Here is a 15,119-nt window from a genome sequence, read left to right as displayed (position 1 = left end):
AGCAACTATAAATTTTGGTTATAGCCATTTAAGCCTTTTAAAGTTGTAATATAAATAGCCACATAATGACCCAATGATGAGCATGATGACAAAGTAGGAATATTGCCAATGCAGCTCGGGCATGAAATCAAAGTTCATCCCATAGATACCCGCAATGGCCGTCGGTACAGCTAAAATACCTGCCCAAGCAGCAAGCTTACGCACCACCTCGTTCTGTCCCATATTAACCATGGCCATATAGGTATTCATGACCACACTCAGCATCTCGTTTAGACCGTTAATGGCGTCTAATGAGTGTAGCAAATGGTCATTGACGTCGCGGAAGTAGGGCTTAGCGGCCTGAGAAAACCCAGAGACCATCTCGCTTTTTTTATGATTGATAAAAAAACTACAGATATCCTGTACTGGTAAAATAATCGCCCGCATATGTACGAGTTGCGATTTGAGCTCATAAAGGTTTTTTAATGTACCTTTATCAAACTCATAGGTAAACACGTAACGTTCTTGCTCACGCAAATAGCGACCTAAACGATCGGTAATCGGCATATAATTATCCACGATAAAATCGAGAATAGCATGCAGTACAAATATAGGCCCCATACGCAGCTTTTCAGGGCGACGATGACAATGCTCACGGACAGGTGCGTAGGAGTTTGATGGACCATTACGGATGGTAATCAGGTAGTTTTTGCCCATAAATATCGCGGTGGTGCCATAGCGAATGACATTGTCCTCAAGCTTAGCGGTACGCAATACCACAAACACCATGTCATTGTCATAGTTCTCGACTTTGGCACGCTGGTGATCGGCAAATGCATCTTCGATTGCCAGTTCATGTAGTCCAAAGGCTTCTTTGACTTTGACCATGGTTTCTAGGCTTGGATCATAGAGACCAAGCCAAATAAACTGACCATTATTATTTAAGGCACGACTAACATCGTTTAGCGCTAATTTATCGAGATTTTCACCGGTCTTACGTGAATAAGCATAGCAATTGACGACTTCATCGGCACTGGAAGAGTCAATATCCTCATAGCGTTCAGAGTCAGGATCGTAGACCGTCATGGTCTCGATGGTGTCCTCAGTGGTGGTATCAGCATCGCCATAGATATAGCTGTCGTCATTGTCTAGATAGAGATGTTCCTCATTCATATCGGCGTAAATACGATTGATATTAGAGTTAGGTGCAATACGCGCGGTTTTTTTGATCAACTGGTCGTTATTGTTTTCCATACACCCTCCCTTTATAAAGTAAAAAACGTGTCACAATCAGAACTTATAATGATTGTTGTTAATAATGATCGTTATTAAAGGGCGTAACTTTTCAAAGTATCAATATCGACCAAGCTCAATAAGCTTTCGTGGCAAGCTTCTAGTTTGATTTGCGGGGCAATATCAAAGTCCAAAGCTTCAACCCAGCGTAACGCGCAAATGCACCAATAATCACCAGGCTTGAGACCAGAAAATCCATACTCAGGTAGCGGCGTAATCAAATCATTGCCGCGACTGGCAGAAAAGTTCAAAAACTCGCTGGTCATCTTGGCGCATACGGTGTGCTGACCGACGTCATGGTTGCCAGTATGGCAAAAGCCATTGCGGTAATAACCGGTAATAGGGTCAAAGCAGCAGCTGGCAAGTGCCGTACCTAAAACGTTGGCTTGATTGTTGGCAGGGTTTGGGTGGTAATCAGATGACATAAGGCTTCCGAGATAAAAATATGGCTTAGTGTACCATGAGTCGGTATCGAAGGCGTTGTTCTCACTTTGCTCATTATTTTCTTTATCATATAAAATGATGGTAACCATTTTTGAGTCAACGATTACTTATATAGTCTATAGATAACCTTCATAGATTAAGTGCTGATAAGACGTAATTAGATAGTAATTGTGGCTAATTGTCACTAGGCGAACCTTGGCTGCTATGCTAAACTAAAGCATAAAGTGCCTTGATTATTTAACGCCGTTTATTAGCGCATAAAGATACTCGTCTTATCATTCTAAATTATACTTATTACTCACCCTTTTGCGGCTACCTAGTTTGTTTATAAATAATTGGGTCAATGATGTTGCGCGTTAAAAATAAAAATGCATGGCGTCAATGCAATTGTAAATATAACCTTTAAGTACCGCATCAGTACCGCGTTTTTGGTAAGCGATACGCCAAACAAGGATTTATTGTGTCTGTCAGTTCTGATTCTGCAAAACTTGCCCAGTTAAATACGACTAATGAAGCGGCGGCTCAGCCTGCTGAAAACACTGCTACCTCTACTAGCATGCCATATTTGAACAACTTTGCCAGCGACGTTGCCAATAGCTGGTTGTTGCCTGATGGGGTGGTGGATGTGCTGTTCGAAGATGCGCGTAAGCAAGAAGTGCTTAGGTATCAGCTGACTCAGCAGCTTATTGGTCATGGTTATCAGTTGGTTAATCCACCAATGATTGAATTTACTGAGTCATTGTTGAGTGGCGCCTCAGAAGATTTAAAGCGTCAAACTTTCAAGATTATCGATCAGCTAACGGGTCGCTTGATGGGTCTGCGTGCGGATATTACCCCGCAGATTTTGCGTATTGATGCGCATTGGGGCGGCACAGGTATTGCGCGTTATTGCTATGCAGGTGATGTAATTCATACCTTGCCATCAGGGCTGTTTGGCTCACGTACGCCTTTGCAGCTCGGCGCTGAAATATTTGGCTGTGCTTCACTTGCCGCAGATATTGAGCTGATAGATGTGTTGTTTGGTATGATAAATAAGCTAAATATGAGTGCGACGCTGCATATAGACTTGGGTCATGTGGCGATATTCAAACGCTTGGCTGAGTTGGCAGCGTTGTCTGATAATGACACTGAGCAACTCATGCATTTATATGCCAATAAGAATCTACCAGAGCTAAAGCGTATCTGCCAGTTATTGCCAATGGGTGATGATTTTTATGCTTTGGCACGTTTTGGTCATGATATTACCAATCTATTGGCGAGATTGTCAGAGACTGCACAGCAGGACACGCAAATCGCGACTGCTATCAATGAATTACAACGCCTAAAAACACATCTACAAGACCAGTGGCAATGCCCTGTGAGTATCGATGTGACGGAATTATCAGGCTATCATTACCACACGGGTATTGTGTTCAACGGCTATATCAATAGTGAGACGCAACCTCTGGTACGTGGCGGTCGTTTCGATGGTATGCAAAGCGGCAATCAGTTAGCAATCAATCAGCCACGTGAAGCCACTGGTTTTAGTATGGATGTCAGTCGTTTGCTTGCACACACGCAGCTTGAGGCACCAATCATCGTATTGGTCGACTATGAAGCATTGAGCAGTGCGAACCAAGAACAGAGACAGATACTGCTACAGCAGGTTGAGAGTTTACGTGAGCAAGGCTATCGCGTCACCATGCCATTGAACGCAGAAGATTGTCCCTCTGATATGACGCATCTTTTGAGCTTTATAGATAATCATTGGCAGTTACAGAGTATTTAAGCATTAATTTAAATAGTATTACCATTTTTTAACGTCTTTAAAATCAAGATAACGAAAGTTATCACAGGTTTTAAACCGTTATTGCACACACCTCAATACATAAAGGTAAGGATTGATCATGGGTAAGAATGTCGTAGTTTTGGGTAGCCAATGGGGCGATGAAGGTAAAGGTAAAATCGTCGATTTACTAACCGAAAAAGCTTCAGCAGTTGCACGTTTTCAAGGCGGACATAACGCTGGTCACACGTTAGTTGTCGATGGTAAAACCACCATCCTACATTTAATCCCATCAGGTATTTTACGTGAAGGCGTTACCTGCTTCATCGGTAACGGCGTGGTGTTAGCACCTGACGCATTATTAAAAGAGATGAAAGAGCTAGAAGACAACAACGTGCCGGTACGTGAGCGTCTGCGCATATCACCGAACTGCCCACTTATCATGCCGTATCATGTGGCACTTGACCAAGCACGCGAAGCAAAACGCGGTACTGGCAAAATCGGTACGACGGGTCGCGGTATTGGACCTGCTTATGAAGATAAAGTAGCCCGCCGTGCCATCAAGCTTGCTGACTTGTTCCGTGATGATTTAGAAGAAAAACTACGCAACTTAATTGAATATCATAACTTCCAACTGACTCAGTATTATAAAGTTGAAGCGATTGATTTTGATGAGACACTTAAGCTTTGCCAAGAGTGGAAAGAAGAGATTAAAGGCATGGTTACTGATGTGACCGAAGACCTTAATCAATTGCGTCTGGCTGGCAAGAATCTGATGTTTGAAGGTGCGCAAGGTACATTGCTTGATATCGACCATGGTACTTATCCGTTTGTTACTAGCTCAAGCGTGACCGCTGGTGGCGTATCGACTGGTACAGGTATCGGTCCATTGTACTTAGATTACGTACTTGGTATCACTAAAGCTTATACTACCCGTGTCGGTAGTGGTCCATTCCCAACTGAGCTATTTGATGATGTTGGTGCGCATTTGGCTAAAGTCGGTCATGAATTTGGTGCGACTACTGGTCGTGCGCGTCGCTGTGGTTGGTTCGATGCTGAAGCGTTACGCCGTGCAGTGGTACTGAACTCTATGTCAGGTATCTGCTTAACTAAGCTTGACGTATTAGATGGTCTTGAAGAGCTACTAATTGGTGTGGGTTATAACCTGCCTGAGACTGAGTGTGCAGGTGCACATGATGCTGAATTCTATGAGTCAGTCACGCCTAAATATGAGACGATGCAAGGGTGGAGTGAGTCAACCGTTGGTATCACTAACTATGATGAACTTCCAGAAAATGCGAAAAAATATATCAAACGTATCGAAGCGTTGATTGGTTGCCCAGTTGATATTATCTCAACCGGTCCAGACCGCGAAGAGACGATTGTATTGCGCGACCCGTATGATGCTTAGTTTCTTATCATAAAACTTAATTAGTTTAAGCGTTCATAAAAAATCCCAGTGCTGAGCATTGGGATTTTTTTATGAGTATTATCTTGTGAGTAATGTCTTATCATTTTCTATTATGTGAACTATTATTAATGCCAAGTGATAAAAAGTGTTAATCACTATTAATCTCTAACGATAAAAAATCAAGATATCTGGCAATTGAATAAATTGAGATAAGAAAAAATAGTATAAAAGAGAGAATTGCTAACATTATTCTGGTTTAATTGGTATATTATGTCATAAATGAATGTAATTTTATCAATATATAAAAAGGAAAACGTGATGAAAGCGACTATTATCAAGCACTCTATAGGCAAAACAGCTCTAGCGCTGCTAACGTCTGCGGCTTTTATGTTTCCTATGCTGTCATGGGGCGCGCAAAACTGTGATAAACCCAACAATGATTTTGATGATTTATATTGCTTAACGAAAGTATATTTAGAAGCGGATAAAGAGCTGAATAATTCTTATGCAAAATTGGCTAAGCAGTTAAATAGCCAGCAAAAATCCAAATTAAAGCGCGGACAATTGGCGTGGATACGCGAGCGTAATGACCAATGTAGTTATAATAATGATGAAGGATTTTTTGTCAATATGGGCTGTGCGACTCGGGTGACAACTGAGCGAGTGAACTTCTTAAATGATCGTGTGCGTGAATGTAGCGCTGGCAGTTGCCGCGACAGCCGCTTAGGCGAGTAGTTGTTTTTTAGTATTGCTTGAAAGCAGTGACCTTCATAGCTGCGTATTAACAAAATCCCTTAGCATTATATGCTGAGGGATTTTTTTGGTAACACTTACATAGAGTTTTCGCCAAGTTGGTTTTATGCTCATTAATGACAAAGATAGTTAGTGATGAGATACGTAGGGTAAGAATCTGCTATTGATGAATGCTCACTTTGTCTTAAGATAAGCTGCGGTCATAAATTTACTTTTATGCAAGGTGCGGTCATAAATTAACCCTATCATTTATAGCGCTAATCATTATAATAGGCAGCAATCCTGTGTTGGCGCTCATATTATCGCATTGATAGACCATGAGTTATTTAAATCTGCCTAAGTCAACATTGCGGCCAAAGATAAAACAAAGTATTTACCATCTCATTTTTATCGAATTCATTATTTATTAGGAGCTTTTCATGGCTAACGAACGTACTTTATCTATCATCAAACCTGACGCAGTAGCTGGCAACAACATCGGCGCTATCTACGATCGTTTTGAAAAATCAGGTCTAAAAATTGTTGCCGCTAAAATGATGCAACTTGATGATAAAAAAGCGGGCGGTTTTTACGCTGAGCACGCTGAGCGTCCATTCTACAACGATCTAGTGTCATTTATGACTTCAGGTCCAGTATTGGTATCTGTATTAGAAGGCGAAAATGCGATCGCTAAGCATCGTGATATCATGGGCGCTACTAACCCGAAAGACGCCGCTGAAGGCACTATTCGTGCTGACTTCGCTAGCAGCATCGATGAAAACGCGGTTCATGGTTCAGATTCAGCTGAATCAGCAGCACGTGAAATCAGCTACTTCTTCAATGAAGAAGAAGTGTGTGCACGTACGCGTTAGTATAGTAAACCAAATATAGTCTGTTACGGTGTCAGACTCGCTTAATGTACTCAATGTACAATTGGCGCTTGTCTTCCTTGTAACAGCTCTATATTTGATTCACTATGCACTAATAGCTTATAAAATTGACTATAAATTATTAGTGTGGCAAGACGGCTTATATCTTTTGGTATAAGCCGTTTTAGCTATTATAATAGTCTGACTATGCATTGAAATTTTAACTTTTCTCCCTCATTATTGGTTTTATATAGCGTTATCAATCCTTTATCAGCATATTACTTTTAGCTTTTGGTAAAAAATGCGCTCATAACGGATTGCTCATGCACTCATATATTGAGTACGTCTAGCAACACCCATCTCAACAATTGCATCGCTTATACCAGTAGATGCAAAAAGGTTATTTATTATGTCAACTGCTCAAACTCCTATTCAAACTGACGTCCAACACGTCCCTGCTAAGACTACTAAGAGTATAAAATTAGTAGACGAGGCTCAGGCGAAAACCAATCTACTAGGTATGACACAAGCGCAGCTGGCGGAATACTTTAAGAGTATTGGCGAAAAGCCGTTTCGCTCGACGCAAGTCATTAAGTGGATATATCAGCAGGGTGTCACTGATTTTGAGCAAATGACCAATCTGAGTAAATCTTTGCGTGATAAATTATCAGCCAATGCCTGCGTCATTCCGCCAAAAGTGATTCATCGTCAATACAGCGATGACGGCACGCGTAAATGGGTCTTTGAAGTCACGGGTGGCTCGTTGGTCGAGACCGTACTAATTCCCGCAGATGACAGCAAATTAAACGGTCGTAAAACCTTGTGTATTTCTTCGCAAGTGGGCTGTGCGCTCGACTGTAGCTTTTGTAGTACGGGTAAGCAGGGCTTTGAGCGCGATTTGACAGCGGCTGAGATTCTTGGACAATTATGGGTGGCAAATGCCTCTTATATGACCGATGAAAATGATAGTTTAGAAAATGTTGACCATAGTTTATGGGAAAACAACGTCACCAATGTGGTCATGATGGGTATGGGCGAGCCGTTATTAAACTATCGCCCCGTTGTCAGCTCGATGGAATTGATGCTCAGTGACCATGCTTATGGTTTATCAAAACGCCGCGTTACTTTGTCGACTTCAGGTGTGGTGCCAAAAATGTACGAGTTGGCACAGGAGCTTGACGTGGCTTTAGCGATTTCATTGCACGCACCAAATGACGAGCTGCGTAATGAGCTAGTCCCAATTAATAAAAAATATCCATTAGAGCAGCTCATGGCGGCAGCGAGAAATTACGTTTTTGAAGTAAATCCGCGCCACAAAAAACACGTGACTATTGAATATGTGATGCTAGATGGTGTCAATGATAGTAATGAGCATGCTGAGCAATTGGTCGCATTATTGGGCGATTTACCAAGTAAGATTAACCTGATACCGTTTAACCCGTTCCCTCATGCGAATTATGATAAGTCGAGTAATAATCGAATTCATGCCTTTAGTAATATATTAAGTGAAGCAGGTTTTGTTTGTACCATACGTCAAACTCGTGGTGATGATATTGATGCGGCATGTGGTCAATTGGTTGGGCAAGTTGCTGATAGAACGCGTCGTTCAGCCGCATGGCAGCAAAGCATCAAGGATCGTGAAAGTATTTAGGATGATGGTTATATAAATGGTGAATAGACATTTTCGATGTAGCATCGTATTTGTCTTTTATCTGTCGCAATGGTAATAAAAATGTAGCAATAACGATTAGTTTGGATGTGCACAGTAATTAATGACAACTAAATTGTACTTATGCGGGCTAAATCTATTAAACTGATGCCTCGAGGATCGAACGCATTGAATCACAGTTTTATGATGGCGGCTATGATGACTTCTAGAAATTCTTGTCAGTTCAATTATCAAAAAATATTTTCTCAGACTTATAAGCGATTGAGTACAGCAAATGGACAAATGGCTATTGACCCAATAGCGATGTCGAAGCGTACAGTGTTAGTGACGGCATTGGTAGGGCTGCTGCTCACTGGTTGTCAAAGCACGCCGACCAATGATTTGACAAACATTGCGGCTTATCAAACGTCTACGCGACCCAATGACAATCGTAACTTAGATCAACAAGAAATTGCTCGCGTGCGCACTTCACTGGCCGCGCAATATATCCGCAAAAATGAGCTTGATACCGCTCAGCGCCAACTCGAAAAAGCCTTTGCTGCCGATAGCCGTTACGCGCCAGCCTATGATATGATGGGCGTTTTGCTGCAGCAAGAGGGCAGTCGACTCAATCTCGAAAAAGCCGATCAATATTTTAAAAAAGCGATCGCGCTTGATAAAGATTTTGAGCAAGCCCACAATAACTATGGCGTTTATTTGTCACAAATGAAGCGCTATCGTGAGGCGGCAGAGCAGTTTGAGATTGCGGGTTCAGCATTAGGTTACGAAGGTCGTATTGGTGCGCTAGAGAATCTAGGACGCACTTACTTACAGCTAGGTGATCGCAGTGCGGCTGCTAAAGCATTTTTACGGGCACTTGATGGCAATCGCAATAGTATTATTGCCCATATCGAGTTGGTCGATTTATTGCTTGAGCAGCAACGTGTTCCACAGGCTCAAAGGCTTTATGATGAAACGTTGATACTGGTGCAAGGGCAGGGCATTAGCCCGCGCTTGCTATTACAAGGTATCAAATTGGCCGCTGCACAAAATAACATAACGACGCGCCAGCAATTGGCACAGCAGCTTTTATCCGCTTATCCTTTAAGTGATGAAGCAAAACAACTTAAGACTTGGCTTAACAATCCAGAGGCACCATGGAAATGACCACCCCATCATTAAACACTCAATCTAACGCTCAGGGATCATTTGGTGCCGTGTTGCAGCAAGCCCGTAAAAATAAGCAAATCAGCTTAGACGAGGTAGCTGCCGAGTTATTTATTTTAAAGCGTCATTTGCAAGCGCTTGAAAATGAAAATTTTTCGGAGATGCCGCAAGCTGCTTTTGCCCGTGGGTTTGCCATCAATTATGCTAAGTTTTTGGGTTTAGATCCTGTAAAAATAGCGACCAGCTTTGATGCCGCTTATCCTACGGAGCTGAAAGCCAAGTCAGTGAATAACACGGATACGCCACTGCGTCCAATGGGCACGTTGCAACGTGATACGCACAATCGAATTCGTTTTAACCCACTACTGATCATCGCCGTTATTGGTGTCATTATTTTAGCGATTTTCTTATTTCGCATGGTGAGTAATGCCAGTAAAGAGAATGCCGAGCAGCCAGTATCGACGGTCGAAGACGTCTCAGCGATAGAGCAAGCGCAAGGGGCGGCAATCAATACTGATGAGATGGGCGTTGGTGCCTCTGGCTCTGCTCTAAACTTGGGCGGCGATGCAAGTCCAGCGTCTTTAGATGTCAAACTGACGGATACCGCCGTCGTGAGTATTACTGATGCCTCTGGTAGTAGTTTAATGAGTGGCTCGCAGACATCTGGGGATTATAAACTGTCAGGTACGCCGCCGTTTAATGTACAAATTGATAATGTTGATAATGTCAGCATAATGCTTAACCAAGAAGCGGTTGCGCTAAATACTTATGCAACGGATAAGCAAGCCAATTTTGAGTTAGCGCCTTAACTTTTTAAGCGGCTAATTTTGAATGCTAGTCTTATCGACTGCTGTACAAGATTTATTTTTAAAAGTTGCTATCTGCAAGCTATTATAAGTGTATTTTTTCTGCGTTTTTTCGCTTTAACTGAAGGGTTTGTCTATGTCAACGTCAGCGCCTATTAACCGTCGCCTTACCAAAAAAATATATGTCGGTGATGTCGCGATTGGTGGTGATGCGCCGATTAGTGTGCAGAGTATGACCAATACAGATACTTGCGATGTGGCAGCAACTGTCGCTCAAATCGAACGCTGCGTTGAAGCTGGTGCGGATTTGATGCGGGTGTCGACGCCAACGATGGATACGGTCAAAGCTTTTGGCGAAATTCGTAAGCTGGTCAGTGTGCCTTTGATTGCAGATGTGCATTTCGACCACAAGATTGCGTTAGCAGTTGCCGAAGCAGGGGCTGACTGTCTGCGTATTAATCCAGGTAACATCGGTAGCGATGCTAAAGTACGCGAAGTGGTTGCTTGTGCCAAATATTACAACATCCCTATTCGTATCGGTGTCAATGCAGGCTCGCTCGAAAAAGACATTCAGCGCAAATATACCGAGCCAACTGGCGAGGCGATGCTTGAATCAGCCATGCGCCATATCGATATATTAGAGCGTCTAAATTTTGATCAATATAAAGTATCGGTTAAAGCCAGTAATGTGTTTTTGACCTTGGATGCGTATCGCCTGATTTCTGCCCAAATTGATAACCCGCTGCATTTAGGCGTCACCGAGGCGGGCGTTTATCGTACGGGCGCGGTCAAATCCGCGATTGCACTTGGCGGTTTATTATTAGATGGCATCGGTGATACCATTCGTATCTCACTGGCGGCAGAGCCTGAAGAAGAAATTAAAATCGGCTTTGATATTTTAAAATCGCTCAATATACGTTCTAATGGTGTCAACTTTATTGCGTGCCCAAGCTGCTCTCGCCAAGAGTTTGATGTGATTAGAGTCATGACGGCTCTAGAGTCGCGTTTAGAAGACATTCGTGAACCGATGAATCTGTCTGTGATCGGCTGTAAAGTAAATGGTCCTGGTGAAGCGAAAGAGGCCGATATTGGCATTGTTGGTGCCGCACCAAGATCCTTGGTATATCGTATGGGTGAAAAAAGCCATCTTATCGATACCGACAATTTGGTCGATGAAATAGAAGGCATGGTACGCGCACATGCCGAAGATTTGGCTAAAAAACGCGAGAATGAGATTATCCGCGTAAAATAAAACACTATTATGAGCAAAAAATAAAAGAGACACTTGTTAAAATTTTTAAGGATACGACCGTACCATGATTAAAGCTATCAAAGGGTTCAATGATATTTTGCCTGATCAGTCCGCAAAATGGCTGCATTTAGAAGCGATATTGGCTGAAGTACTGGGCAGATACGGCTTTGAGCATATTCGCTTGCCAATCGTTGAGCAAACCGATTTGTTTGCGCGTGCCATTGGCGGCGCGACTGATATTGTCGAAAAAGAGATGTATAGCTTTACCGATAAATCTGAGCCACCAACGCCGTTGGCTCTACGCCCTGAAGGTACGGCAGGTGCAGTACGTGCTGTGATTGAGCATAACTTGCTGCGCGGTGATACGCCTAAATTATGGTATATCGGTCCAATGTTTCGCTATGAGCGTCCACAAAAAGGTCGTTATCGTCAATTTCATCAAATAGGTGTTGAAAGCTTTGGTAGTGCCTTACCAGACGCTGACGCTGAGCTGATCGCCATGACTCATCTAATGTGGCAAGAGCTGGGTCTAAAAGATGAGATGCGTTTAGAGCTGAACAGTCTGGGCGAAATTGATGAGCGTTATGCTTATCGCGAAGCATTGGTTGCTTATTTAACCGATAAAAAAGATCAGCTGGATGAAGACAGCAAGCGCCGCTTGACCACCAATCCGCTACGTATTTTAGATAGCAAAGAAGCAAGCACCCAAGCTCTATTGGTAGACGCGCCTAAGCTTGCTGACTTTTTAGGTGAAGAAAGCGTGGCGCATTTTGAGCAAGTACAAGCCTATTTAACAGAGCTGGGTATTAATTTTGAGATCAATCCACACTTAGTACGCGGTCTTGATTATTATAACAAAACGGTTTTTGAGTGGGTGACCGACAAGCTTGGTAGCCAAGCGACTGTTTGTGCAGGCGGCCGTTATGATGGTTTGATCGGGCAACTAAAATCCATCGGTACTGATGGCAATAAGCCAGTAAAATCTGAGCCTGCTGTTGGATTTGCCATGGGGCTTGAGCGTTTATTACTGTTAATGGAAGCGGTTGCGCCGATTGCTGATGTTCCCGCTTGCGATGTTTTCGTGGTTGCGCATCCAGAGGTTTATAGTGCTGGTATTGGCTATGCCCAGCGCCTACGCTATAGTCGCCCAGACATTCGGGTGAAAATGGCGAGTGCGACGAGCCTAAAAGCGCAAATGAAGAAAGCCGATAAGTCAGGTGCTGCATTGACCGTTATTATTGCGCAGCAAGAGCTGGATGATAATACCCTCAGCGTTAAAGACATGCAGACGGGCGAACAACAGACGGTTGCGACAGATTGGCTGTCGAACAAAGAAAATTTTATCCGTCAGTAATCGATTGCGGTTTTAGCATTAGCAATTTCATAACACTTTTATCAGGTAAACACATATGGCTCTGACACCCAATTCGCCGAATGCAGACAATTCAATGCAAGCGTTAAAGCAGTATGGCAGCTATATTGTCACTGCGATTTTGTTGGCACTGGCCGCTTATTTTGGTTGGACATATTGGCAGGACAACCATGCGCGCGTAGACACCGTTGCAGCAGATCATTATGCAGACATTCAGCGGTTGAATGAAGAAGTCAGTTTGGCCTCACAAAACCCTGATTTGGAAGCAGAAGCACAGGCAGCACTTGCCCAAAGTCGCACCCAGCTAAACAAAGATATTGATGCGCTAGTCAGTAAGCATGGTGAGTCGGTTTACGCTTGGCAGGCACTGATGATTAAAGCGCGTCAGCAAGTAGATAATAATGAATTTACCGAGGCAAGTGAAACCTTCAAAAAAGCATTGGCTATTGACTTAGGTGATGCAGGTTTACAGGCAATTACTCGTTTGCGCTATGCGACAACGTTACTGGCGGCGGGCGATACGGATGCTGCATTAGCAGAAGCCAACAATGATATGCCAAGCTCATTTGAAGCCAGCCAACAAGAGTTGTTAGGGGATATTTATTTGGCACAAGATAATAAAGACTCAGCGATCAAGTCTTATAATAATGCTTGGGAGTTGTTACGCAACCGTCAAGAGACGCGTGCAGTATTGGCATTAAAGATGGAGAGTCTGGGCATCGTACCTGAGCCTATCGACGAACCAGTCAGTCTGATTCAAGAGTCAAGTAATCCTGCACAGCCCTTGGTGGAAGAAAATGCTGCTGCCGAGGTTGCGCAATAATTGTACAGTGACAAGCGCTGTTAACCAATAATAGCGTTTGCGTTCTACCTAATGCCTGATAATTGCTAGTCAATAGCGCGTATCTATAACCGTTCTACAAGCTAAGTGGTACAGTAAAACAATCGCGTCGCATGAACCACCAGCACTCATTGAATGTGCTTGGTGAGTACTAATCGCCGATCTTATACTTACTGATAACCAATTTACTAATTAATAATAATTTATTTGTAGTGAGAACTCATAATGACTCAATCTATTCGCTCTAGCAAGATATCAAAAGCTAAAACCATCAAATCGACGGTGATGCATGTGGCAGTATTGGCAGTGATGAGCACTGCGGTGATTGGGTGTAATCGCGGTATTAAACCCGTCGTCAATGATCCAGTCAAGCTGGTACAGATTGCTGAGCCTATCAGTGTGTTGCAACCGGTTTTTAGCACAGATATTGGCAATAAAAAAGCCAGTAAGAAAGATCCATTAGACTTGCAAGTAGGTTATGTCAATGGACAAATCGTCACTGCATCGCGCGGTGGGGATTTGACCGGTTTTAACAGTGCAGGTGAACGTTTATGGTCGATCAACGTTGGCGATCAAATCACGGGCGGCGTTGCTTTAGATGCTTTGAGCCAAACAGCGATTATTAGCACACGCGGTGGTCAAGTGATGGCATTTGATAGTGTGACTGGCGCAAAACGCTGGCAAAAGCAGCTATCAGGATCAGTATTGACACCCGCTTTAATTACCAATAACCGTGTCATTCTATCAGCGAACGATGGCTTTTTACATGGCTTGTCACTACAGACAGGTCAGTCAGTCTGGCAGTTTGCCACACAAGTTCCAGCCATTAGTGTACGCGGTAGTGCGGCGCCAACGTTATTAGATAGCAAAACGGCATTATTGGCGACTGCTGATGGTCGTTTACATGCGGTGACGACTGATAGTGGTTTACCGCAGTGGTCAAGACGTGTTGGCGTTGGCACTGGTAGTAGTGAAGTTGAGCGCATGAGTGATGTCGATGGTACGCCGATCGTCGATAAAAACCAGCTATTTGCTATCAGTTATAGTGGTCAGTTATTAGGTATTGATTTGGCTTCGCGTCAAGTTATGTTTGTCAAAGAGCTTGCCAGCTTAAAGTCACTTGCTGTAAATAACCAGCAGGTGATTGGTACCAGCTTAGAGGGCAAAGTGGTTGCCTATAATCGCAGTAATGGTGAGGTTCTTTGGGAAAGTGAAGAGCTGGCTTATCGTCATTTAACCAATCCTGTAATGATTGGCAATTATATTGCCGTGGGTGATTTTGACGGCATGGTACACTTATTCGATCCAGCTAGCGGTAAAATCGTTAGCCGTGTACAAACCAAGGGTGCTTTGAGTAGCTTGCAAGTACAAGGCAGCCGCTTGATGACACAGAGCACATCAGGACAGGTTGCTATTTGGCAATTAGCCCGCTAAGCTTTTTATCGGTTAATGCTTACTTAGATAGTATGTTTGATATTATCGTTAAGCCAACTGGTTGATTGCAATTTTAGAGAACACAAACGCTGCTTCGTCAGCGTTT

Annotated in this window: 13 protein-coding genes; 11 read left to right on the top strand and 2 right to left on the bottom strand. The window is 43.2% G+C overall.

What is annotated here, in order from left to right:
- Positions 1–18: 18 nt before the first annotated feature.
- Together corA and ACT3S4_RS09710 are read right to left on the bottom strand one after the other, a co-directional pair.
- Positions 19–1,233, bottom strand: coding sequence for a magnesium/cobalt transporter CorA (gene corA, locus ACT3S4_RS09715; RefSeq protein WP_193007512.1), 1,215 nt, complete (start codon positions 1,231–1,233; stop codon positions 19–21).
- Between the two features lie 74 nt (positions 1,234–1,307).
- Entirely contained in the window at positions 1,308–1,697 is a 390-nt protein-coding gene (locus tag ACT3S4_RS09710) for a DUF2237 family protein (protein WP_045451983.1), read from the bottom strand.
- Positions 1,698–2,176: 479 nt separating this feature from the next.
- On the opposite strand from ACT3S4_RS09710, the gene ACT3S4_RS09705 reads away from it, so the two are divergent.
- The 11 genes from ACT3S4_RS09705 (at position 2,177) to bamB (ending at position 15,013) form a co-directional block, all read left to right on the top strand.
- Complete coding sequence (locus tag ACT3S4_RS09705) at positions 2,177–3,484, top strand: ATP phosphoribosyltransferase regulatory subunit (RefSeq protein WP_250163872.1); 1,308 nt, start codon at positions 2,177–2,179, stop codon at positions 3,482–3,484.
- Positions 3,485–3,602: 118 nt separating this feature from the next.
- Positions 3,603–4,892, top strand: coding sequence for an adenylosuccinate synthase (locus ACT3S4_RS09700; protein WP_045444847.1), 1,290 nt, complete (start codon positions 3,603–3,605; stop codon positions 4,890–4,892).
- A gap of 318 nt (positions 4,893–5,210) precedes the next feature.
- Positions 5,211–5,627, top strand: coding sequence for a lysozyme inhibitor LprI family protein (locus ACT3S4_RS09695; protein WP_060490620.1), 417 nt, complete (start codon positions 5,211–5,213; stop codon positions 5,625–5,627).
- Positions 5,628–6,064: 437 nt separating this feature from the next.
- The gene (gene ndk, locus ACT3S4_RS09690; protein WP_055124481.1) at positions 6,065–6,496 is read left to right on the top strand and encodes a nucleoside-diphosphate kinase; all 432 of its coding nucleotides are present in this window, start codon (positions 6,065–6,067) and stop codon (positions 6,494–6,496) included.
- A 406-nt stretch (positions 6,497–6,902) separates the two neighbouring features.
- Positions 6,903–8,144 carry a 23S rRNA (adenine(2503)-C(2))-methyltransferase RlmN gene (gene rlmN, locus ACT3S4_RS09685; RefSeq protein ID WP_296239741.1) on the top strand — a complete coding sequence of 414 codons (1,242 nt, stop codon included), beginning with the start codon at positions 6,903–6,905 and terminating at the stop codon, positions 8,142–8,144.
- Positions 8,145–8,357: 213 nt separating this feature from the next.
- Positions 8,358–9,308: a type IV pilus biogenesis/stability protein PilW gene (gene pilW, locus ACT3S4_RS09680; protein ID WP_296274647.1), complete on the top strand. Its 951-nt coding sequence runs from the start codon at positions 8,358–8,360 to the stop codon at positions 9,306–9,308.
- Positions 9,305–10,117 (top strand): helix-turn-helix domain-containing protein, encoded by an 813-nt coding sequence (locus ACT3S4_RS09675; protein WP_045451748.1) that lies wholly within the window; start codon positions 9,305–9,307, stop codon positions 10,115–10,117. Before pilW ends, ACT3S4_RS09675 begins: the two co-directional genes overlap by 4 nt.
- A gap of 133 nt (positions 10,118–10,250) precedes the next feature.
- Complete coding sequence (ispG, locus tag ACT3S4_RS09670) at positions 10,251–11,366, top strand: flavodoxin-dependent (E)-4-hydroxy-3-methylbut-2-enyl-diphosphate synthase (protein WP_055124478.1); 1,116 nt, start codon at positions 10,251–10,253, stop codon at positions 11,364–11,366.
- Between the two features lie 64 nt (positions 11,367–11,430).
- Positions 11,431–12,720 carry a histidine--tRNA ligase gene (gene hisS, locus ACT3S4_RS09665; protein ID WP_201559925.1) on the top strand — a complete coding sequence of 430 codons (1,290 nt, stop codon included), beginning with the start codon at positions 11,431–11,433 and terminating at the stop codon, positions 12,718–12,720.
- Between the two features lie 55 nt (positions 12,721–12,775).
- Complete coding sequence (locus ACT3S4_RS09660; RefSeq protein ID WP_201559924.1) at positions 12,776–13,561, top strand: YfgM family protein; 786 nt, start codon at positions 12,776–12,778, stop codon at positions 13,559–13,561.
- A gap of 243 nt (positions 13,562–13,804) precedes the next feature.
- Complete coding sequence (bamB, locus tag ACT3S4_RS09655) at positions 13,805–15,013, top strand: outer membrane protein assembly factor BamB (protein ID WP_444760963.1); 1,209 nt, start codon at positions 13,805–13,807, stop codon at positions 15,011–15,013.
- Positions 15,014–15,119 lie beyond the last annotated feature (106 nt).

The organism is Psychrobacter sp. AOP30-A2-5, assembly GCF_052378115.1.
In the GTDB taxonomy this organism is placed as follows: Bacteria; Pseudomonadota; Gammaproteobacteria; order Pseudomonadales; family Moraxellaceae; genus Psychrobacter.
Note: the sequence above shows the minus strand (reverse complement) of the source record. Positions and strands in the feature narration are given on the sequence as shown.

What these genes read in the sequence shown, in the direction of transcription:
- corA (WP_193007512.1), bottom strand. Translation starts at nt 1,233, where the DNA reads ATGGAAAACAATAACGACCAGTTGATCAAAAAAACCGCGCGTATTGCA.
- ACT3S4_RS09710 (WP_045451983.1), bottom strand. Translation starts at nt 1,697, where the DNA reads ATGTCATCTGATTACCACCCAAACCCTGCCAACAATCAAGCCAACGTT.
- ACT3S4_RS09700 (WP_045444847.1), top strand. Translation starts at nt 3,603, where the DNA reads ATGGGTAAGAATGTCGTAGTTTTGGGTAGCCAATGGGGCGATGAAGGT.
- ACT3S4_RS09695 (WP_060490620.1), top strand. Translation starts at nt 5,211, where the DNA reads ATGAAAGCGACTATTATCAAGCACTCTATAGGCAAAACAGCTCTAGCG.
- ndk (WP_055124481.1), top strand. Translation starts at nt 6,065, where the DNA reads ATGGCTAACGAACGTACTTTATCTATCATCAAACCTGACGCAGTAGCT.
- rlmN (WP_296239741.1), top strand. Translation starts at nt 6,903, where the DNA reads ATGTCAACTGCTCAAACTCCTATTCAAACTGACGTCCAACACGTCCCT.
- pilW (WP_296274647.1), top strand. Translation starts at nt 8,358, where the DNA reads ATGATGACTTCTAGAAATTCTTGTCAGTTCAATTATCAAAAAATATTT.
- ACT3S4_RS09675 (WP_045451748.1), top strand. Translation starts at nt 9,305, where the DNA reads ATGACCACCCCATCATTAAACACTCAATCTAACGCTCAGGGATCATTT.
- ispG (WP_055124478.1), top strand. Translation starts at nt 10,251, where the DNA reads ATGTCAACGTCAGCGCCTATTAACCGTCGCCTTACCAAAAAAATATAT.
- hisS (WP_201559925.1), top strand. Translation starts at nt 11,431, where the DNA reads ATGATTAAAGCTATCAAAGGGTTCAATGATATTTTGCCTGATCAGTCC.
- ACT3S4_RS09660 (WP_201559924.1), top strand. Translation starts at nt 12,776, where the DNA reads ATGGCTCTGACACCCAATTCGCCGAATGCAGACAATTCAATGCAAGCG.
- bamB (WP_444760963.1), top strand. Translation starts at nt 13,805, where the DNA reads ATGACTCAATCTATTCGCTCTAGCAAGATATCAAAAGCTAAAACCATC.